Genomic DNA, 19,243 nt, shown 5'->3' on the forward strand with positions numbered 1-19,243 from the left:
GCTTTGCGCCGTTATGTCTTTTCTGCCTCGCCGGAGACGTGGCTTCCGGCTACATGTTGCTACTTGCTACAGACAGCGAACATTTGATACAAGACGTTACATTTCGTAACAGCTGGGACGAATTGTATGAAGGGTAAAACAAGAAATCAATCCCTTCTCAAAAAAATATCCCAAAAAACTACATCATTTTTCGGTAAGTTTTTCACGCCGTTGTAATGAACGATGCGAAGTGAATTTTTAGCCTTTCGACACTCACTTCTAATCCATGAAAACCCTTGCTGGATGGGCGTCCTACGCGATTGGCCGCGCTCCGCATCCGCGCCGCACCGCGATCGGTAAATTTGCTTTGTATTAGAAAGGAAATAGAAAGCGGCGCAATGGCCGGTAATAAATTCTCCTCCTGAACGACGCGCGGGGGACGGATGGGGAGTGTGACGCCAGGATGCGGCCCCCAGTTACAAACGAGGCAAACTGGGGCCGGATTTGTAACAGCGTGGTAAGGATCGGCAGCCGGTCTGGTGGATGCGTTCGGCTTCGATACTGAGCGGGGGGCGCAGACGCGCACTGAGCTCGCCGCCGACGCAGGTGCGAGGAGCCGCAGCCGTGCGGGCTGCCTGACACGATGTCGCCGCGATTGGCGCCGATATGACAACCTTGGGCGAGGCGCGGGGATTGCCCGCGGAGCCTTCGTTGTCGACGAATCGGGGGCGCTATGCCAGGAAACGCGCCATCAGATCCTCGTCGTGGAATACGCCGTCGACGTTCAAGGCGCCGACTTCACACCCATATTTGCGAAAGCCGAGCGATTCATACAGCTTGCGCGCCGCGTCGTTGCGGCTACCCACCGTCAGTTGCACCTGTCGCAAACCGTCGACGCGCGCCGCGCGCGTCAACAACTCGCTGAGCAGCGCCCGCCCGACCCCACGACCGGCCGCTTCCTGCGCGACATACATGCCGATCACGTTCGCCTTGTGCCGCTCCTTGTGGGCTTTGTTGCGCAGCAGGCCCACGACGCCGATCAGCGGTGCATCCGCCGACGCATACGCGCCAAGCAGGAACGAGCCTTCCGCCTCAGAGCCTTGCAACGTCGCGTCATGCTGCGCGGCGCCTTTGGCCAGCGCTTCGTCGTAGCTTTGTCCGAATGAAGCGGGGTGCGCTTTCAGACCGCGCAGACGAAACTGGAAAAAGGCGTCCCGGTCGGCGGGTCCGAGTTGGCGGATGAGCGGGGTGTCGGCGTTGACGGACATATCACTTATTCGTAGTGAGTTGGGCGGACGTGGCGCGCGAGCGGCTAGCCGCGCTGGTGTTCGGCATATTCGCGCAGCGCCGCCGCGGTTTGCTGATCCGCCGGAAAGAACGCCTCGATAGCGAGTTCCGACAGCGTAACGTCCACCGGCGTGCCGAACACGGTGGTGGTACTGAAAAACGACAGCACACCAAGCGGCGTGCGCAGCCGCAATGGCACGGCGATCTGGTTGACGACCGCGTCGTCCGGCGCTGTGGCGTCGGCACCCGGCGGCGCGGGATAGGCGGCCAGCTCGTCGCGCAGGGCGGCCAGCGTGTCGTCGCCGCTGACCTCGATCTGCCGTTGCAGCCGCGCCAGCACATGCTCGCGCCACGCATGCCAGTTGACGATCGACGCCGCGATGCCTTGCGGATGCAGACTCAGGCGCAGCGCGTTGACCGGCGGCTTCAGCAGTTCGGGACTCGCGCCGCTCAACAACGGCTCGATCGCATTGTTGGTCGCGACGATGGTCCAGTGCCGGTCGATCGCGAGGGCCGGATACGGCTCGTGCCCCTTGAGCACCAGTTCGACGGCTTCGCGGGCGGCGGCGAGCTGCGGGTCGGACAGAGGACGTTCGCGAAACAGCGGCGCGTAACCGGCCGCGACGAGCAGGGCATTACGCGCGCGCAACGGCACTTCGAGGCGCTCGGCGAGGTGCATGACCATTTCCCGGCTCGGCAGCGCGCGTCCCGATTCGACAAAGCTCAGATGGCGCGTCGAAATGTCGGCCTCGGTGGCGAGCAGCAACTGGCTCATGCGCCGCCGCTGCCGCCATTCGCGCAGAAGATCGCCGACCGCCCGGGTACTTGTCGGCGCGGATGAGGAAGCCGTTTGTGCAATGGAGAGTGTGTTCATGCCACCGATCATAGTCAAAGCGTGCAAGCAATCGATTACCTGAGAGGTAATGCCCCGCCAATTTCAATCTACGAGACGCGCGGCCGATACCGCCGAATCACACCAACGATCGCACCGCCCTGCGCGAACTCGCGCGACGCCGTGGCCAGCGCCGCGCCCGGCTCAGGCGGCGGCGAGGCGCAGCGGCACGGCGGTGAATTTGACGCCGATCGCGCTTGCCAGTTTGAGGACCGTGTCCATGCGTGGTTTGGAGCCGGGCGCGAGTGTCTTGTAGAGGCTTTCGCGGCCCAGGCCCGCTGCCGCGGCGATCTTCGTGATGCCGCGTGCCTTGGCGATATCGGCGATGGCGGCGAGCAGCAGATCGGAGTCGCCTTCGTCGAGCGCGGCGTTCAGATAGGCCGCGACCATTTCGTCGTTATCGAGGTACTTCGATGGATCGAAGCGCGCCGTTTTGATCTTGCTCATGACCGTTCCTTCCTGATGGTTGTCCACATTGTTCCGGCATGCCTGATATCGGCCTGCTGCCTGGACTTGTTGCCCCCGCACAGCAGCAGATACATCATGCGTCCCTCGCGCGCGTAGTAGAGCCGGTAACCCGGGCCGCAATCGATGCGCATCTCGAACACGCCGTTTTCCAGCAATTTCACATCGCCGAAAAGCCCGCGTTCCGCGCGCCGGATCCGCACGAGAATTTGCGCCTTTGCCTTGAGATCGGTAAGACCTTGAAGCCAACGATCGAACTCTTCGGTGCAGTTGATTGTATTTACGCGCCGTGTTTCGATCTGTGACCAAGTGTATCCCGTAGGATACGGCCTTGCAAGCGTTAATAGCGTCTCGATAAAGCGTTCCAAACCGTCCTCCTGTTCATTGCATTGCCCGCCTGCGATGTCGTCGGCAGGCTTCGAGCGGTCACATGAGGTTAGCGGTGCGAAGGTTTTTTGACGACTCGGCCAAATGGCCTATCCGGCGAAAGAAACAGTGAAAAACGCTGCGTGACAGCGATGCTGCATCCGCTTGATTACCTCTCGCGTAATCGAGCGGCCCGGAAACGCCCGCCCCAGCTAGAGCGTCTGGAATTCGTCTGGAATTCGTCTGGAATTTTTAGCCGGCGAGCTTGACCTCGACCCACTCGGCACCCCGCACGTCCCGGTACATTGCGGTCATGCTGGCGCTCTTGTGCCCCAGGATCGCCTGCGCGAAATCGGGACTGTGTTGCTCCGAATAGAGTCGCGCGGCGAGACTACGCAGCTCGTGGAAGGTCGCCGGATCCTTGCCTTCCTCCCATGTAATTCCGGCGGCGTCGCGAGCCCGCGCGAATGCCCGAGTCAGCGAGTTGACCTCCAGCGCGTCGCCGGGCTTCCTGTGTCCGTGTCGCCTCACGTGATGGAGCATGGACTTCGATATGACGGAGTCGCGGCAGCGCTTGATCACCTCCTCGAGCGACAGTCCGATCGCATCGAGGCGGACGCCGACGGGAATGCGGAGTTTGACTCCAGTCTTCCTCTGGGTCACAAACAGGAACCCGTCTTTCACGTCCGAAAACAGCATTGGGGCGACATCCTCGCGGCGCTGCGCGGTCAACAGCGCGAGCTCCATGCTGCGGGCCGCCCACGGGACATCCTTTAGCGCGACGGCGTAGATTTCCCGGAACTGATCCAACGTCAGGCGAGAGCGCTCGACCTCGGAGTCTGGAGCGCGAGTCACGGTGACAGGGTTCTTCCCGGTTTCAATCAGTCCGCGCGTCTCTGCCTCGCGCATCATGTCAGCGAGCGTCTTTCGAATCAGCTTGGCCATTGAGGCGCCACGTGTTGCAATGGCGGCCCGGATGAAATCGGACACCTCTGCTGTTTGGATCTCCCTGAGGTGCTTGCCGACGAACGGCGCTGTGCGCACTGCACGAATTCCCGATTTCACTGTTTTGATCGTCGCCGGCGTTCCGTTGCGCGTGTCGATATAGATCTGCTGGTATTCAGTGGCCCACGCGTCCAGCGTTCTGCCTGCCGGCTCCAGTATCTTCTGCGCGAGCGATATGTTTCCGCGACGCTTCTCAACCGCGAGGTTTGCGGCGCGCGCCTCGGCAAACGCGCGCGCCTGGTCGTGGCCAAGACCATAGTCCTGCTTTGTGTCGGGGTCGCGCCAGAAAAAGTACCCCGCGCCGTTCTGGTTCAGATGGTTCGGCCAGTTGCGGCGCTTTGCTTCGCGTCGCCTAGCTGTCATTGCCGAGCCTCCGCGACATCTCGCCGGCGTCATCGCAGTAGACGGCGTTCGGCTCGACGAAATAGCGGCCACCGCACTTGATAGGCTGCGGGACGATGCGGCCATTGCGCCGCCAGTTGAGGAGCGTGTTGCGGTGAGGCTTGGCGTCACCAAACATGCGTTCGGCCCACGCTTCCAGCGTCATCAATTTCGGCAATTCGAGCACCTTCATTTCACACTCCACTGTTTGCGCGTGATTTCCAGAATTCGTTGTGCTGCCGTGGTCAAAGCTTCACCGTTTGATATTCGGTCGTGACAGTCACGCCGGTTGAGTGGTGGCGCTGCATGACGACGGTGATGCCCAAGGCGACCGCGAGCGGCCTGCCGGCTTCGTTTGCCTCGTTGAGCGCGCCGTTGTATGTCGAGCCTCCGAGATTTAGCAGCATTGTCTCGACGGCGTCGGGGCGCTCGAGCAGTTCGTGCAGACAGTCGGTGTGGTCGTGCCTGGAGGTTTCCGTGTCGACGAACTTCAGGCTCTCGCGTACGGCTTCACAGACCGCGCACTGTGGGCGGAAATCGTCGAGACCGGACCGAACGCGGCCGCCAGACGGCTGCACGAATTCGCACCTGAGCCACCCGTCGAGGAAAATCTTCATGATGGCCTCCACATGAATTGCTTGGCCTGCGTGTTGGCCGGGGCGTAAAGCGGGTGTATCGGGTCGCCGTCGGGGGTCAGGCCAAGGTAGAAGAGCTTGCTGCTCATATTGGTGATCCCGACGAGGCGCAGCACGTCGGTCGCCCGCGTCGTCGCCGCTTCATGTGAGCCCCACGCACAGATAACCATCGACGCAAGGTCTACAGCTTCCAGGATTGCGCTGTTGGCCCGACTACGCGGTCCAAGCGGGTCCGGATGCATGAGGAGCTCGTCGGGGCTGGTCGCCCGCAGCGGGAACAGGTTGACAACTTCAAGACGGCCGAAGTTGTTCGCAACTGCGCGTGCAAAGCACCGCGTTACCGTTGGGTCATCGACGCGATGATCTGCAGTCGACGGGTTCAGCATCAGGAACACTAACGTCGGACGTGACTTGTCCCACTCGCGCCAGAGGCGGTACCGATACGTGCCGCAGTCGCTCACATGTGCGCCGCGTTCGACTGCCAGGTCTGTGTCGGTCATGCATTTCATCCTGCCACCTCCTTTTTCACTTCCGAGTCCGTCGCTGCGTGGTTCAACCGTCGCCGTTGCCGCGTGTGTGACGTTGTGGACGATCATTGCCCTCATCGTAGTCTTGCCTCCCGCGAGCTTCGTGGGCCTTTCTTTGCATTCGTTGGTTCGGCGCCCCGGAAAGGGGCGCCTATTCAATAGCTACTCGAGCAAATAACGAAAGGTCAATGCGTCAATCGATGGCGGCGAATATCGATGCCGCCTCCGCGTGCTGTGCAGCGAAGTCGCGCAACTGGTAAAACAGCTCACCGAAGTGCGCCTCGCGGGTCTGCCAGGCGAGGGCATTGAATGCCATCAGACAGGCCACGATGCCGGCGGCTTCGCATGACATCTCGCGATCGAAGCCGTTGCCTGCACACTGGATGCGCAGTGGCCCCTCCAGGCGGGGAGTCATGTAGAAACCTCCGTTCGACAGTTCGAAGAAGTCCCAGAAGCCGCCTGAATAGACCTCGCAAATGGATTGCAGCGACTGGTAGACCAGTGCCTCACCCGTCATCAACCGCCGCCCGAAATACCGTGGCAGCGTGTTCATACGCTTTGATTCAGGGACACGCGCGGCTTTGACGACGGCGCTCGAGGTCAGGACTTCAGAGTCAGGTTGCATGATGTTCTCCAGCAAGAAATTCGCGGAGCATGCTCCCTGGCGGGGAGGCATCCCCGCGACGGGTGAATAAGGCAAGCGGTCGGTCCGTTGCCGAGGCAGATGTGACTAGTCCTGGTCGGGCAGCAGGATGGTTGCGACGGGCCGGTCATTGGTCCCCGCATCGATGACGAGTTTCAGATGAACCTCGGAGGCCGTTGCTGCATTGGCATCGTCTGACTCGAGGCGCGCACTGAAATAGACTGTCCTGTCTTCGTGCCGATGCATGACTTCGGCGGCCGCGGCCCACAAAACGGACCACATGCGCCGCGCTGCAACGGATGACGAATACGGGCCGTGAATGGCATCGTGATCCCCGTCGGGAAGACCGGCGAGGCACGCACCCAATCCCTCTTTTGAAATCGCAACCGGTGCCCTGAAGCCGGTCTCGCAGGCAATGCGCGACAGGTCCACCAGCCTGCCATCACGCAGACGCTGCTCGCGTGATGGCAGGCCGAGGGCCGGAGACGGCGTAGCTGAAGCCGGGACATCGTAGTAGTAGACAGACATGACATGCTCCTTGAACGGGTGAAAGGGGCATGTGCTCCCCAGGGGGATGCAATGCCCCAGGGGGAAATATCGGAATGGCCGGCCGTTGTTCCGCGGTGTAGATAACGTCAACCGCGAAGGTCAACTGCTGATCACACGTGGCCTAACAGATGCGGAATCCACCGCACAGTCGAAGGAATCCGGCGAAATCGCGGACGTTGTCCTCGTCGAATGGATAGTGCGTCTCAAAATCAGGTACCTCGCCCTTGCCATCGCAGGCGTTACACAACAAGGGTCCGGGCCCGGTTGCAGGTGGCTCGGCGCGATGACCGGCGGCGCCGCACACCGTACACGGTTGATACGGTAAGGAGCGCAGCCGCTGGTGGTACAGTTCGGCGTACTTATGTGTGTGACCCGAGCGGAGGGCAAGCTCCAGTCGTTCTGCAAGCGCGCTGGCCCCATCGTCGTCCAGACCCCAGCCATTGTTTGAATGACCGAGGTTACCGGTTGGAATGATGTCGGCCGCGACCGTCTCGCAGTAGTGCCAGAGTGGATGCCACCACCAGACGTTGTTGCGGAAGTAAGTGCCCTTGTCCGAACGGGGCATGTTTCCAAAGACGTCCATGCCCATTTTGAGACTCCGGAAAATGAGAGGACGCCCCCTGAGGGGAACATCCCCTCAGGGTGGAAAAACTGGATGATCAGATTTCTGGCCACCTGATGTCTGCAGGTGAACCGATCTGAGCCAGCCGGGTCAGAGAACATTCCGAATGCCGATCCAACTGGCACGCAGCCGCGCCGAGACAACGCGCCGGAAAAGAACTGCGGTTACAGCGAGAGTGGTCACAGTGACGCCGCAACCTGACGGATCTGCAGCCGGCAGATCAACGGTAAAACGTCCATTGGCAGGCGTCCGGACAGCAGGGCGGCTGCCAATGTCCCCTGGCCGCGGGCAGGCAACCAGGGGGGTAGCGCGGCGAGCGCAAACGGCACGGCGTTTTGAGGCCGCCGTCGGCCCGGGAGATCAGGGAAATCGGAACGCGAAGAGGGAAGCTACGGAAAGTCAGCTTGCCGCAGCATGACAGGAGGTCGCGCTGCAGCAAGCTGACTGACGACGCAGCTCTGCACAGATTGCCCCGCGGTGGCCGGGGTAGGGAAGGGAGAAGTCGCAGCCGGTTTCGCGGCTGCGACGGGCGTCCTGTGGGTCCTCAGGAGAGAAAAGCGCAAAGGCGCCTGAGGCAGGGATCAAAAAACCGCATGTTGATGCCGACAAACCGGTATCGCACCTGGCCTTTCTAAAGCGGACGAACCAGGGATCGAGGCGTGTTTTAGAAGGGCGAACACGCAAACGCCCGAAAACTGGTGAAAAATTTCAATCTGGATAGATAGGATACCGAATCAACAGGTATTCTCCTGTTTCACGTGAATGCTCAACGGCTAGCACACGTAGCGACCAATAACCCGACTTCAACCTGCAGCGCCTGTCCGTCGGACAGCGCGTCGAAGGAAGCCGGTCCCGCGTCGATACCCGGCAGGGTTTCCTGCGGAGCGTTGATCGTCGACGTTATCCTGTCGACGGTCCGACCGCTGAACCTTTGCCACGTCGCGACTGACGGTATGGCTTGCGGAGGCATCGGGTGTCTCGCCTTCGGTGACTGGGTCGTCGAAGCCTCCATCACCCGTTACCGGCGCATCCAGTTGCTGATGCCCGTCAGGTAAGACAGTGTCGTCAGGGTTATCGGCTGGATCTTCGGCCCGGTCTTCATGACGATCGTCCTGCCGTTCGTCCTGAAACACGAACACCCCATCGACCTTGATCCAGAAGACCTTGAGCAGCCGGCCTTTCAGGACTGTGCCCATCTGGCCGGCACGGTCGCCCTGCCGGATCTCGTAGGTGCTGATGTAGTGATCACCGGCCCGAAAGCCAACCAGCACCTTGACGTCGCGGTCATTGGCGTCGTTCATCACCGACAGGATCGCATCCTTGGCCTTCTCGCCCGAGACAATCAGATCGAGATTCAGGTAGACGATCCCGTTCTGAACCTCGGGGTCTCCGTGGAATGCGGCAATCGAACAGGCCAGAAATGGCCTGGCCCGGGCACGACCCTGCCCGGCCGAGGTGACTTCGCGCACGCGCGAGAGATAACCGAGGCCGGTCAGATGCAGGTCAAAGTACTTTCTGGGTTGCTCAGTCTGGTTCATGGCGATTCTCCTAAAGAAAAAGGGGAATCGCGGATCCCCGGCCGGGAATCGTTGATTCCCCAACCGGGTAGACAGGAAACTCCGGGTCTTCATCAGACCCGCGGCCATCCAGACATGGGACGGAGCAAAGCCGCAAGAGTGCTGCTGAACTGCAAAGGGCGCTGGACAAGCTCCAGCGGGCTACATCAGTTCTTTATGATAGTCAGGCTTTGCAGGAAATCAAGCGGTGCGCGTGGCCCTGCGGCTTTCATTGCTTTGCGGGCAAGCTCCTGTCAGCGCGAATCTCTTTTACCATGAAGTCGAAACGGATTTGAAGGGCGCTCTTGTGTGGTAGAAGGGGCCAGTATCTCTGGATGAGGCACGAGGCCAGTTGCGCAACCTTGGACATAACTTGAAATCAAGCGGGCGTTCCCAGGCGCCTCGCTCGACAACTCCGACGGCGCGGTTAAAATTTCCACGAATTCGAGAAACTGCGATGTCCCGACCCGAGTGTTCTCGATGAAGGAATGAAGATTCAATTCGCGCGGAGGAGTCGCGAAGTTGTTCCTGACACGTTGTCGCGGCACGAGCCGCGCCTTGAGGCTGTGGCCCCTTTGGTGCTGGCCGTATATGACGCGGCCTGCGTCAACCGTATCTTTCGCCGATGGCCTGACGAGGCAAGGGCAATCTTGCTACGCGAGAACACGCACCCTTGGTTCAGTCCCGCGCTGGTGTGTCGCCAATTCCGTCATAGCACCCGACGAGCGCATACAGCGCCGTGAATGCGTGCCCGCATTGCTCGCAGATATATTCCTGGTGGATCGTCATCGCTCCGATGGCGCACGCTCCCATAGTCGGATGCGGAGCGCCGCAAGCGCGGCACATCACCACGCCTTCCTTGACAACCTCTTTCTGCCAATCGTCCGAGTTGAGCATGTCATCCTCCGAACTGCAGCGGGATGTATGACGTTCACGTGTAGTCGACATCCCTGTTTCGTCGCTTCACTCGGCCGGCGACCGGGAGAGAAGTCTGAAGTCCGGCGCGTCGGGGCAGTCGACGCCGTGTCGATCATAGTATAGGCGCCTGAGAATGATCGCCGCGTAATCGGCGTCCGGCCGGGGGGCGTCCACCGTCGGTCGCGATGATCAGGGCCCGCTGCAGGTAGAACTCCATTCCATCACTCTTGCAGGCGATAAATGGGCCGGGCGCGACCTGCCATGTCGAAAAGTTGATCAGGAACTCCTGAATGCGCGATTTCATCAATGGGAGCTCTGGGACCTGGACCGCGGGGCTCGATGCATGTCTCGCGCGCCCACAGCTTTAAGTGAATCGGGAGTGTGGTGTCCGTGCACAGGCGCATGCAAACTTCCGTTCAGGAGGCTTCAACGGTCCCAGGCAGATAAGTGGCTCCACGCGTGGACGCCGACTGCACGTCTGGAGCGAACTCCGCTCCTTTTGTCCAGGTACTAGGCGCTCAGTGGGCTTTCGAATAGTCGTGTGTCCGCGCGCCGGTCGATCATGCTCTCCTTCCGACGATCGAGCGAGACCTTGCGCTTTTCTTCTGCGCTCGCAATGAAGTCGGACAGTTCGCGTTCCATCGCCGAATCCTTGATGCCCGGTTTCCACGTCGCAGCGCCGTGCCGGCGACGCGTGGCCCGAGCCAGCGCCAGGGCGGCCTTCGCTGTCTTCGCGCATTCGTACTCAACCTGACTGCAAAGGTCGATCGGCTCACCAAACTCCCGGAACGCCTCCACATATTCGCGGGCGGCGTGCACCGTAGCCGGATATTCACGCAGTTCAGAGATAACCTTGCGGCTAAAGACGCTCCAGCGAACACTGTCCGGATAGACGAAAACCGGGACAGAAACAGTGTGGGTGGCTTCGCGGCTTATAGAGCGAAGCGGCTGCGCTGCTGCCCAGGCGGCCTTGTGCATCATCGTCCGGCATGTCCGGGCATAGCCTTCCAGAGATAACGCCGCTTCCAGCGCTGTATCGCGCCGCTGACGTCTTCGTTCCCTCGCATCCCGTGCCGAAATCCACGCGAGCGTTATGATGGAGCCGACTGCGGCCGACGCGAGTGCCAGAGCCATTGGTGAGTCCCAGCGGAAAAGCTGGGCCTGTTCAAACTATTTCTGCCACATATGATGCGCCTCGGAGAGAGAGGTGCGTAGAGTATAAGCAATCGTTTGCGCCCGTTTACGAATGAACCGGAATGATGGCTTTTTCGCCACATAGGCATTTTCGCGGGGGTGCGCCGCTTGACAGATTGATTTCGTCAGTAGTATTGCCGGTATCAAGCGGCGACGGAGCGATCGGTCGACATTCGTGAGTACCTGATGGATTCTTGCTGCGTGCCTCTGAATTTTGACTCGTCGATTCGCCGTCAGGTCGCATATCACTGACTGATTGGCGGCGTTGCAGCGTCCGCCGGGAATACCAGGGCGGATACTGGTGCGATGGTTGACGCCATCATCGATGGTGGTTGCACGGGCGGTGACGCGAGGAGATACGGTGTAACGATTGGCCTCGGTTCGTTTTCGACTGGGATACGCGCCGAGGGAAGTGGCCGCGATCCCTCGACTGGAGAAGCCGTCACGATTCCGGCGGCAAAAGCGGTGAAGTTCACGGTGGCCAGGGTGTTCAACGACGCCGTCAATGCTTGAGGAATGGTCAGTCACGAAACCAGGTGGCGGCTGATATGAGACTTCTGGAAGTGCGGCGAGTCAGCACATGAGTTCGAAGCGTAGCGGCAGGGGCGTATCGCGCCCCCGGCAACCCCTCACGAAGGCGATGCTCCTGCCAATGGATCAGGCGTCCGCGCGGGAGCAGTCCTTGTCGTACCATCTTGCACTTGCCGTATGCCGGGATGGCCACGGAAACGGCCATCTTTTTAATGAGCTCATTCGCGTCGTCTACGTCGCGTGGTTTCTTCAGCAGGCAGGCTACGGGAACGAACGGGTTGAATGCTACAAGATGGCGGAATACTCGGTCGAGGCGGCGCTTGAACTGGCGGACAGGTTAAACGAATGGATTCTTGCTGAGGACGCAATTCCGGTCTTCGAGAGACTGCTTGCGCTGCACGACGCACAACTGGCAATGGCGCCCCTTCACAAGGTGATTCGGGCTGAGCGACAGCTCTGGCACTTTCTCGCGGGAACGGCTCCGTCTCCAATACCGGAGCCGGATCAGGGTTTCGCCGGGAACCATTGACATCACCGCTGTTTCTCGCCCCTGGACTCGCTGCGCATCTGTCTGGAATTGATGCTGCGACGGCGTGCTACCTATATCTCGATGCTTTTACCGTCTCCATGAATTATCGCAGGGTGTGTCGCGCTTGCGCGGATGAGGACGTAAGGCGCACATGAGCGTATCCGCTTCCTGCATGTCTATTGACGGATGCATCTGAGGATCGCTTGTACGACAGGCATGGCTCGTCCTTCACTTGGGAGAGTTGGGGCGCGCCACAGGGGGTAACAATCGACCAGGAGCGCCGTTCGAACTCTCGCCACTGCAATGTCCGCCTTCAATGGGTAATTGCCGTCGCTCCGTATCGCTATCCGGCCGTGGATTGACGGCCAGGTTGCGTTGGATTGCAGCTCCTCGGTGGGGCCTGGTCACGCATCTACGACAGACTCTTGATCGGCCATAGTTGACGTTCAGGTGCCGCTGCCCGTGGGGCAGCTTCAAGGCACTGTCCTGCCGTTCCCACCTCGGTAGCCATGAACGTCAGATGCCGTTGTCAGCGAACGCGTACTCCCGACCCGTTCCGGTCCTACGCGCAAGAGGGTCCAAAGGCAACTGTGGGATGGACAGCAGCCATTACACGCTTACCGCTGGCCCGCTGCTCCATCCAACTGACTCACCCGAGGCGGTAGACCTTGCTCACCGTTCCCCGGAACAATGCTTCCCGCTCATCGGCACCAGCTTGCGCAGTCAATTTCTTGAATGCGTTCCAGCCGTTGCAGAATGGATAGGAACCCTTGTCTACCGGGAAATTGCTTTCGAACATGCAACGGTCTGCACCGAACGCTTCGATACACGTATGCATCCATGGTTTCCACGCTTGCGCCAATTCATCCGATGACGGTGGACGCTCCCCCTTTTCGAACTCGAAGCCGTTGATACGCATGCCGAGCCCACCCACTTTTACATAGACATTCGGCAACCGGGCGAGCTCACGCATCGAACGTGACCAGGCATCAAACACCTCCGCGCGCTGACCTGCATAGCTGGCGACTCGGACAACACCACCACAATGGTTGATGATGAAGGGTGTATCAGGATAGGTCTTCGCCAGGTCGAACAGTTCCGGCAGTTGCGGGAAGAATAACCACGCGTCGTACGATAGACCCAGCGAACCCAGTTGCGCGACGCCCGCCCGGTAGTTGGCATCGAGCAGAAGCCCTCGAGGCGCCGCCGACAATGGATTGACAAGCGTCTGGTCAGCATCCCACGTAACGAGATGCCGAACGCCACGAAACCGGCCATCGCCAGCATGCAGTTCTGCTTCGAGAACATCGCGCACGGCCGCACCCCGGCGAAGATCCGCGTAGCCGACCATGCCTTTCGCGACCTGTGGCTTGCTTCTTTGCAAAGGGGCAGTGACGCCAGCAACATACTCGATTTCTCCGACAGGACGCAGCGGCTCAGGACCCGACGGGCGATAGCGTGTCAGCGCCTGCATGAACACCGACGCAGTGATGTTATGGCCCGATCGCGCGTCCTGAAGATACTCGTCGAGAAGGTAGGTCCAGCCCGCACGCTCGTAAAAGTGATAATGTGCGTCGATGATCGGCATGTCGGGTTCAAGCGCCGCTTCGGTGCCGGAGGCGAGCCACTCCGCGCGAACGGGAAGGTAATTGCTGGTTGTACTCACGGAATGCGTGTCCTCTTTTGCAAATGCCTGACGCACGGTCATAGCGGGGAACATCATCGATGTTGCGACAGCGCCGAGGATTTGGCGGCGTCGGAAAGAGCGGACTTGTGTCATTCCTGTTCTCCGCGACCGAAGGCGTAGAGGGACAAGGTCAGCAAGGTCGTGATACCCAACACGATCGCAAGACCAATCATGCCGGCCGAAAACGTACCGAAACTGTCCTTCAGATAGCCCACAAGGTACGGTCCCGCAAAGCCGCCAAGCGCACCGATCGAGTTGATGAAAGCCAGGCCGCCGGCAGCCGCCTGTCCGGAAAGGAACCGCGCCGGAAGTGTATAGAAGATCGTCCGGCCCGCGATTGTGCCGATCAACGCCAGCGTGATGCCGGTCATCGCCGGAACCAGGTGATGGAAATACGTTGAGACACCCAGCGCGATCGCACCAATGAAAAGACCTGCGGCCAGGTTTGCGATCGGCCCGCCGCGACGATCGACCCGCTTTGCCCACCAGAGCAACGCGATGGTGGCGAAGAAGTAAGGCACCGCCGACATCCAGCCGGTCTGCGTCACGCTCATCCCGTGAGCCCCCAGCATCTGAGGCAGCCAGATACCGATGCCGTAAGAGCCCATCGTGAAGCCGAAGGAGATCATCGCCAGGATGTAGGTGCGCACGTCCTTCAACGCCGCGACGAAGTTTTTCTTCTTCTGACCGGAGGTGCCTTCCCGATCGAACGCAACTTGCAGAGCTTGCCGTTCTTCGTGGGACAACCACTTTGCATCGGCGGGCTTGTCCGCCAACATTTTGAGCACCAGAAAACCGATTACGCACGCGGGCAGTCCCTGCACGATGAACATCCATCGCCAGCCCGCCAGTCCCAGGACGCCATCCATATGGAGCAGCGCCGCCGAGAGCGGACCGCCTACCAGCGACGACAGCGGCGTGGAGACGGTGAACCATGCGAGCACGCGAGTGCGGTAGCTGGCCGGAAACCAGATCGCAAGGAAAAAGATCACGCCGGGAAAGAAGCCTGCCTCGCCAATGCCGAGCAGCAACCGGATCGCGTAGAAGCTTTTTGGGCCCACGGCCAGCGCCGTTGCCGCTGCAAAGAAGCCCCACGTGATCATGATGCGGGCAAGCCAGCGCCGTGCGCCGAAGCGGTAGAGCGCGAGGTTGCTCGGGACTTCGAACAGACAGTACCCGGCGAACATGATGCCCGCACCCCAGCCGAACTGGGTGGCGGTCAAACCGAGATCTCGGTTCATCGTCAACGCCGCGAAACCGACGCTCGTGCGATCCAGATAGTTGAAGAAATACGCCAGTGCGAGAAGTGGAATGAAGCGCCACGCGGCTTTTCTGACCGCCGACTGCTCGAGGGTGGAACCCACCGCGCTGCCAGCAGTGATGTTCGATGAAATGGATGTCATGTCTCGTCTCCAGACGAATCGCCGCGCGCAGAGGCCCTGCCGGCCTCTGCGGTTCAGTGATTCTTTGTGTCTTTTGTGTGCTTGCCTGCTTCAGGCGCTGGCGAGTTCGTTCGCCGAGGGGTTCGACGCATCGCCAGGCTGTGTGTGCTGACACTTGACAACCCCGGCCTCGGTCAACTGTCTGAGATCCTCTGGCGCGTATCCGAGACCCATCAGAAGCGCTTGCGTATCCTGACCCAGCGAAGGGGGCGCCGCGCGCAGGTGCAGACGTTCACCGCCTAGCGTCAAGGGCAGCAGCGCTGTCCTCGTCGCAATGGCCTGCCCCGCGCCGCTTGCGTCAGGTGGCAATGTCACCTCGGCGAGCCCGCCGGTAGCGAGCAGGTGCGGATCGTCGAACAGATCCTGCGGCTTCGTGATTGGCGCATAAGGCAGCCCGCAGCGCTCGAAGATTGCGCTGATCTCGGCAGCGGTGAACGCTTGCATGTGCTGTCTAAGTTTCGGCAGTAGCCATTCGCGGGCCTGCACGCGCTCATTGTTGGAGGCGATCCGCTCGTCCGCCTTCAGTTCTGCAAGCCCGAAAGCGTCGCAGAACAGCGCCCATTGCGTATCGGAGACGACCGCCAGAAAGATCTGTTCGCCGTTTTTGACGGAGAACACGTCGTAGACAGCCCACGCTGAGATGCGGCTTGGCATCGGCGCCGCGGCCTGACCGGTCACGGCGAACTGCATCATGTGCTGGGCTACGAGGAACACATTGTTTTCGAAAAGCGCACTCTGCACTTCCTGACCACGGCCTGTGCGTTCGCGTTGAGCCAGCGCCGCCATCGCGCCGATCGCGCCGAACATGCCGCCCATGATGTCGTTGACACTTGTCCCCGCACGCAACGGTCTGCCATCCGGTCCCGTCATATAGGCAAGGCCGCCCATCATCTGCACGACTTCATCGAGCGCGGTGCGATGATCGTATGGGCCAGGCAGAAATCCCTTGTGCGACACGTAGACGAGACGTGGATTGAGCCTGGATAGTGCCGCATAACCGAGGCCGAGCTTGTCCATCGTGCCGCTCTTGAAGTTTTCGCTGAAGACGTCTGCGCCCGCCAGAAGCTTGTGAACGATTTCCACGCCGCGCGGATCTTTTACGTCAACAGCGATGCTCTTCTTGTTGCGGTTGAACGTGCTGAAGAAGCCCGCGCCGGACCCACGCAACGCGCGAGTGCTGTCGCCGGAAATGGGTTCGACCTTGATGACCTCCGCGCCCAGGTCCGCCAGCACCATGCCGCATGTCGGCCCCATGACCATGTGCGTCATCTCGACGACGCGAATACCGCTGTACGGCAGATTCTGGTTTGCTTGTACGTCGCTCATTGCGCTACTCCAATCAGGCAGCCTTCCGGTTGCGGCGCGCTGGGTGCGCGGCCGTCCGCATATACGAATCCCTTTGGGAGCCCCGCGTCCTGCACGTGTCCGTATAACGCTTCGCCGGGCAGCGCCTCGGCGAGAATGGCACGCGCGGCAATGAGCCTGTCGATGTCCACACCCGTGTCATAGCCCATCGCTTCGAGCAGGAAGGCCAGGTCTTCGGTCACGATGTTGCCGGTCGCGCCCGGCGCGTAGGGGCAGCCGCCCAGACCGGCCTGACTCGAATCAATCGTCGTCACACCGACGTCGAGCGCCGCGACGACGTTGGCCAGTCCCTGACCGCGCGTGTTATGGAAGTGAGCACCGCCAGCCTTCGCGCCGAATTCCGCTTGCAGACGACGGAACAGCCGGCGAACCTGTGCTGGATTCGCATAGCCGCTCGTATCCGAGAGGCCGATTTCGTCGACTCCGCACTCGGCCATCGCCAGACACATGCGCATCGTCTGGTCGTCGCTCACGGCACCCGCGATCGTGCAGCCGAAGGCAACCGAAACGCCGGCCTCGATCCGCACGCCCGGATACCGCTCGTTGCGAAGCGCGACGATATTGCGCACTTCTTCGATCATCTGCTCATTGGTTTTCCGGATATTGGCCAGTGAGTGTTCGTTGGTCACCGAAACGGGCAGCGTCACCTTGTGTACGCCCGCTTCGAACGCGCTCTGGCTGCCACGCAGATTCGGCACGAGAACCGCCACGTGCAGACCTGGAATCGAGAGCGCGTGCCCAACGACCTCGTGGATGTCAGCCATCTGAGGCAGCAGTTTCGCCGGCACGAACGAACCCACTTCGATTTCCTCGAGCCCCGCAGCGGCGAGCGCGGAGATCCACCGCAACTTCGCTGCTGTGGGCATGACGCTCTTGATGCTCTGCAGACCATCGCGAGGCCCGACCTCGCTGATCAGCACCTTCGGACTTGAAGTACTCACATTCGGCTCCTTAGTTCTATCAGACAGATCCTAGTTCTGTTAGAGAGAACTATAGGCCACTCAACAGGCTCCGGTAAGAGGGGTAAACCCACAAATTTAGAACTTGAGTTCTGTCCGATAGAACAGTAGGATGATGAACATGATGACGAAGACAAAAGACACCGCGGCGGACGAGGCCCTTTCAACACCCGGACCCTCTGCTCACGCCTGCGAAAACTCTAGCGGCGTGGCCGTGCTGGACCGGGCGTTTGCCATCCTCAACGCGTTCGGCCCGACCGACGACCAGTTGACACTGACCGAACTCTCGCGTCGCACGGGTTTGTATAAAAGCACAGCCCTGCGCTTGCTGGGCGCGTTGGAGCACGGAGGCTTTATCCGCAAAATGAGCGACGGACAGTATGGAATTGGCTATCAGCCATTACGTCTTGCCGCGCTCTACCAGCGATCCTTCCGGGTAGGGCCGGTTATTGAGCCATTGCTTCAGCAGTTGAGCCGCGATCTGGGAGAAACGGCATCGTTCTACGTACGTCAGGGCGATCAACGACAGGTGCTCTATCGTGTCGAGCCGACAAGGAGCGTGCGGGTGTCGATCCGCGTCGGTGAAGAATTCGCGATCGACAAAGGCGCATCGGGCAAAGTCCTTCTCGCTTTCACAGAGGCTGATGATCCGCGGTGGAGCGAAGTGCGGCAAGCTTTCTGGGCAACGTCTTATGGCGAACGTGATCCGGAGACTGCCTCAGCTTCGGTGCCCGTGTTTGACTCGACCGGCGAGTTGGTCGGTGCCCTTACGCTATCGGGACCTAAGGAGAGATTTGGTTCTTCTTCAACCATCGACGCGGCCGTTGCGTCCTTACTTGATAGTGCGAAGCGCGCAACCGTTGCGCTCGGCGGCAAAGGCGGTCGGTACGATGCCAGCATCGCGGAATTCACTAACCGAAGCAGAAGCGAGGACACCCGCGACGTCCGCTCGTGAACGAGCCGACCGGTCGCATTGGATTGCTGAGCCATCATGTCAGGCCTGGCTGAGTTCTGACGTGGATGGTCGCACCTGACACTATCTCCCGCGCTCATAAGTGCTCATCCAGGAGATCCTCGTCCGGCTGGTCAGGCAGGGCCCCCCCCAATCGAAGCCGATGCGTGGCGTCCTGTGCATTCGCCCACCGCCAGACGGCCGAGTAAATGTTGGCTTCCGCGAGTCGAAAGGCCGCGAACGCTACCAAAGCTGACGGTCAAGCAGGCAGAACAAAGGTCTCTTCATGGCCGCACCGAGACCTTGATGGCGCGAGGCTCGGGTGATCCGCGCCGCATGCTGGCGCCCGCGGAGCTCATTGACTGAGCTGACGAAACAAACCGATGGCACAATAGCACCGCTGATCTCGAGCGCTCTGCATTGGCGCTACATCGTGCGTTCGGACAACGACTTCAAAACAGTGACTACAAAAACGCAACCAAACACTGCCCCAGTGCAAGGACAGTGGACCGGTAGCTTCGTCGCGACCGAGTATGAAGGGACGGTTGTCATCGACCTTGAAAAAATCGACGACCGCACGCTGGGCAGCGTCCTGCTTTTCCCACGGCCGGGAGTATCAGCGCCGGTCATCGTTGGCAAATTCTGGACCCTGTACAGATCGGGCGATCGCGTGTACGCGTCAGTAACGCTGAACCCGACCTATCCGAAAGCGCCCTAACAGTTGGTCCCTTGGGAACAGCTAAAAGAAATTTTCCCTAA

22 protein-coding genes are annotated in these 19,243 nt (G+C 60.4%); 4 read left to right on the plus strand and 18 right to left on the minus strand.

From position 1 onward, the window contains the following. Window positions 1–710 precede the first annotated feature (710 nt). The 14 genes from L0U84_RS22800 to L0U84_RS22865 form a co-directional block, all read right to left on the minus strand. Complete coding sequence (locus tag L0U84_RS22800; protein ID WP_233852882.1) at window positions 711–1,247, minus strand: GNAT family N-acetyltransferase; 537 nt, start codon at window positions 1,245–1,247, stop codon at window positions 711–713. 44 nt (window positions 1,248–1,291) lie between these two features. After that, complete coding sequence (locus tag L0U84_RS22805) at window positions 1,292–2,140, minus strand: helix-turn-helix domain-containing protein (protein ID WP_233852883.1); 849 nt, start codon at window positions 2,138–2,140, stop codon at window positions 1,292–1,294. A gap of 162 nt (window positions 2,141–2,302) precedes the next feature. Further along, window positions 2,303–2,605 carry an addiction module antidote protein gene (locus tag L0U84_RS22810; protein WP_233852885.1) on the minus strand — a complete coding sequence of 101 codons (303 nt, stop codon included), beginning with the start codon at window positions 2,603–2,605 and terminating at the stop codon, window positions 2,303–2,305. Then, a complete protein-coding gene (locus tag L0U84_RS22815) occupies window positions 2,602–2,991 on the minus strand; it encodes a type II toxin-antitoxin system RelE/ParE family toxin (RefSeq protein ID WP_267939946.1) in 390 nt (129 codons plus the stop codon). The genes L0U84_RS22810 and L0U84_RS22815 overlap by 4 nt, the downstream gene beginning before the upstream one ends. Window positions 2,992–3,241: 250 nt before the next feature. After that, window positions 3,242–4,357 carry a tyrosine-type recombinase/integrase gene (locus tag L0U84_RS22820; protein WP_233852887.1) on the minus strand — a complete coding sequence of 372 codons (1,116 nt, stop codon included), beginning with the start codon at window positions 4,355–4,357 and terminating at the stop codon, window positions 3,242–3,244. After that, a complete protein-coding gene (locus tag L0U84_RS22825) occupies window positions 4,347–4,568 on the minus strand; it encodes an excisionase (protein WP_233852888.1) in 222 nt (73 codons plus the stop codon). Before L0U84_RS22825 ends, L0U84_RS22820 begins: the two co-directional genes overlap by 11 nt. Window positions 4,569–4,620: 52 nt before the next feature. Then, complete coding sequence (locus L0U84_RS22830) at window positions 4,621–5,004, minus strand: hypothetical protein (RefSeq protein WP_233852889.1); 384 nt, start codon at window positions 5,002–5,004, stop codon at window positions 4,621–4,623. After that, entirely contained in the window at window positions 4,989–5,510 is a 522-nt protein-coding gene (locus L0U84_RS22835; RefSeq protein WP_233852892.1) for a DUF1643 domain-containing protein, read from the minus strand. The genes L0U84_RS22830 and L0U84_RS22835 overlap by 16 nt, the downstream gene beginning before the upstream one ends. 220 nt (window positions 5,511–5,730) lie before the next feature. Then, a complete protein-coding gene (locus L0U84_RS22840) occupies window positions 5,731–6,162 on the minus strand; it encodes an antirestriction protein (protein ID WP_233852894.1) in 432 nt (143 codons plus the stop codon). A 105-nt stretch (window positions 6,163–6,267) separates the two neighbouring features. Next, window positions 6,268–6,708 carry a DUF6573 family protein gene (locus L0U84_RS22845; protein WP_233849703.1) on the minus strand — a complete coding sequence of 147 codons (441 nt, stop codon included), beginning with the start codon at window positions 6,706–6,708 and terminating at the stop codon, window positions 6,268–6,270. Window positions 6,709–6,850: 142 nt separating this feature from the next. After that, the gene (locus L0U84_RS22850; protein ID WP_233849702.1) at window positions 6,851–7,318 is read right to left on the minus strand and encodes a hypothetical protein; all 468 of its coding nucleotides are present in this window, start codon (window positions 7,316–7,318) and stop codon (window positions 6,851–6,853) included. 836 nt (window positions 7,319–8,154) lie between these two features. Beyond that, window positions 8,155–8,889, minus strand: coding sequence for a DUF3577 domain-containing protein (locus L0U84_RS22855; protein WP_233852895.1), 735 nt, complete (start codon window positions 8,887–8,889; stop codon window positions 8,155–8,157). Between the two features lie 696 nt (window positions 8,890–9,585). Further along, entirely contained in the window at window positions 9,586–9,804 is a 219-nt protein-coding gene (locus L0U84_RS22860; RefSeq protein ID WP_233852896.1) for a hypothetical protein, read from the minus strand. A 531-nt stretch (window positions 9,805–10,335) separates the two neighbouring features. Further along, a complete protein-coding gene (locus L0U84_RS22865; protein WP_233852897.1) occupies window positions 10,336–10,959 on the minus strand; it encodes a hypothetical protein in 624 nt (207 codons plus the stop codon). Between the two features lie 315 nt (window positions 10,960–11,274). Here L0U84_RS22865 and L0U84_RS22870 point away from each other — a divergent pair, with 315 nt between their 5' ends. Together L0U84_RS22870 and L0U84_RS22875 are read left to right on the plus strand one after the other, a co-directional pair. Next, a complete protein-coding gene (locus L0U84_RS22870; protein ID WP_442794083.1) occupies window positions 11,275–11,532 on the plus strand; it encodes an HU family DNA-binding protein in 258 nt (85 codons plus the stop codon). 139 nt (window positions 11,533–11,671) lie between these two features. After that, window positions 11,672–12,079, plus strand: a complete 408-nt coding sequence (locus L0U84_RS22875) for a hypothetical protein (RefSeq protein ID WP_233852898.1) — start codon at window positions 11,672–11,674, stop codon at window positions 12,077–12,079. A 649-nt stretch (window positions 12,080–12,728) separates the two neighbouring features. On the opposite strand, the gene L0U84_RS22880 is transcribed toward L0U84_RS22875, so the two are convergent. The 4 genes from L0U84_RS22880 to L0U84_RS22895 form a co-directional block, all read right to left on the minus strand. Continuing rightward, entirely contained in the window at window positions 12,729–13,859 is a 1,131-nt protein-coding gene (locus tag L0U84_RS22880; protein ID WP_233852900.1) for an amidohydrolase family protein, read from the minus strand. After that, complete coding sequence (locus L0U84_RS22885; RefSeq protein ID WP_233852903.1) at window positions 13,856–15,169, minus strand: MFS transporter; 1,314 nt, start codon at window positions 15,167–15,169, stop codon at window positions 13,856–13,858. Before L0U84_RS22885 ends, L0U84_RS22880 begins: the two co-directional genes overlap by 4 nt. A 90-nt stretch (window positions 15,170–15,259) precedes the next feature. Next, window positions 15,260–16,534: a CaiB/BaiF CoA transferase family protein gene (locus L0U84_RS22890; RefSeq protein ID WP_233852904.1), complete on the minus strand. Its 1,275-nt coding sequence runs from the start codon at window positions 16,532–16,534 to the stop codon at window positions 15,260–15,262. Continuing rightward, entirely contained in the window at window positions 16,531–17,514 is a 984-nt protein-coding gene (locus L0U84_RS22895; protein WP_233852905.1) for a hydroxymethylglutaryl-CoA lyase, read from the minus strand. The genes L0U84_RS22890 and L0U84_RS22895 overlap by 4 nt, the downstream gene beginning before the upstream one ends. 139 nt (window positions 17,515–17,653) lie before the next feature. Between L0U84_RS22895 and L0U84_RS22900 the strand changes: the two genes are divergently transcribed. Both L0U84_RS22900 and L0U84_RS22905 read left to right on the plus strand, forming a co-directional pair. Further along, window positions 17,654–18,487: an IclR family transcriptional regulator gene (locus L0U84_RS22900; RefSeq protein ID WP_233852907.1), complete on the plus strand. Its 834-nt coding sequence runs from the start codon at window positions 17,654–17,656 to the stop codon at window positions 18,485–18,487. A 355-nt stretch (window positions 18,488–18,842) separates the two neighbouring features. Beyond that, the gene (locus L0U84_RS22905; RefSeq protein WP_233852912.1) at window positions 18,843–19,202 is read left to right on the plus strand and encodes a hypothetical protein; all 360 of its coding nucleotides are present in this window, start codon (window positions 18,843–18,845) and stop codon (window positions 19,200–19,202) included. The last annotated feature ends 41 nt before the right edge of the window (window positions 19,203–19,243 follow it).

This window comes from Paraburkholderia sp. HD33-4 (genome assembly GCF_021390635.1).
GTDB lineage: Bacteria > Pseudomonadota > Gammaproteobacteria > Burkholderiales > Burkholderiaceae > Paraburkholderia.

What these genes read in the sequence shown, in the direction of transcription:
- L0U84_RS22800 (WP_233852882.1), bottom strand. Translation starts at nt 1,247, where the DNA reads ATGTCCGTCAACGCCGACACCCCGCTCATCCGCCAACTCGGACCCGCC.
- L0U84_RS22805 (WP_233852883.1), bottom strand. Translation starts at nt 2,140, where the DNA reads ATGAACACACTCTCCATTGCACAAACGGCTTCCTCATCCGCGCCGACA.
- L0U84_RS22810 (WP_233852885.1), bottom strand. Translation starts at nt 2,605, where the DNA reads ATGAGCAAGATCAAAACGGCGCGCTTCGATCCATCGAAGTACCTCGAT.
- L0U84_RS22820 (WP_233852887.1), bottom strand. Translation starts at nt 4,357, where the DNA reads ATGACAGCTAGGCGACGCGAAGCAAAGCGCCGCAACTGGCCGAACCAT.
- L0U84_RS22825 (WP_233852888.1), bottom strand. Translation starts at nt 4,568, where the DNA reads ATGAAGGTGCTCGAATTGCCGAAATTGATGACGCTGGAAGCGTGGGCC.
- L0U84_RS22835 (WP_233852892.1), bottom strand. Translation starts at nt 5,510, where the DNA reads ATGACCGACACAGACCTGGCAGTCGAACGCGGCGCACATGTGAGCGAC.
- L0U84_RS22840 (WP_233852894.1), bottom strand. Translation starts at nt 6,162, where the DNA reads ATGCAACCTGACTCTGAAGTCCTGACCTCGAGCGCCGTCGTCAAAGCC.
- L0U84_RS22845 (WP_233849703.1), bottom strand. Translation starts at nt 6,708, where the DNA reads ATGTCTGTCTACTACTACGATGTCCCGGCTTCAGCTACGCCGTCTCCG.
- L0U84_RS22850 (WP_233849702.1), bottom strand. Translation starts at nt 7,318, where the DNA reads ATGGGCATGGACGTCTTTGGAAACATGCCCCGTTCGGACAAGGGCACT.
- L0U84_RS22855 (WP_233852895.1), bottom strand. Translation starts at nt 8,889, where the DNA reads ATGAACCAGACTGAGCAACCCAGAAAGTACTTTGACCTGCATCTGACC.
- L0U84_RS22860 (WP_233852896.1), bottom strand. Translation starts at nt 9,804, where the DNA reads ATGCTCAACTCGGACGATTGGCAGAAAGAGGTTGTCAAGGAAGGCGTG.
- L0U84_RS22865 (WP_233852897.1), bottom strand. Translation starts at nt 10,959, where the DNA reads ATGGCTCTGGCACTCGCGTCGGCCGCAGTCGGCTCCATCATAACGCTC.
- L0U84_RS22875 (WP_233852898.1), top strand. Translation starts at nt 11,672, where the DNA reads ATGGATCAGGCGTCCGCGCGGGAGCAGTCCTTGTCGTACCATCTTGCA.
- L0U84_RS22880 (WP_233852900.1), bottom strand. Translation starts at nt 13,859, where the DNA reads ATGACACAAGTCCGCTCTTTCCGACGCCGCCAAATCCTCGGCGCTGTC.
- L0U84_RS22885 (WP_233852903.1), bottom strand. Translation starts at nt 15,169, where the DNA reads ATGACATCCATTTCATCGAACATCACTGCTGGCAGCGCGGTGGGTTCC.
- L0U84_RS22890 (WP_233852904.1), bottom strand. Translation starts at nt 16,534, where the DNA reads ATGAGCGACGTACAAGCAAACCAGAATCTGCCGTACAGCGGTATTCGC.
- L0U84_RS22900 (WP_233852907.1), top strand. Translation starts at nt 17,654, where the DNA reads ATGATGACGAAGACAAAAGACACCGCGGCGGACGAGGCCCTTTCAACA.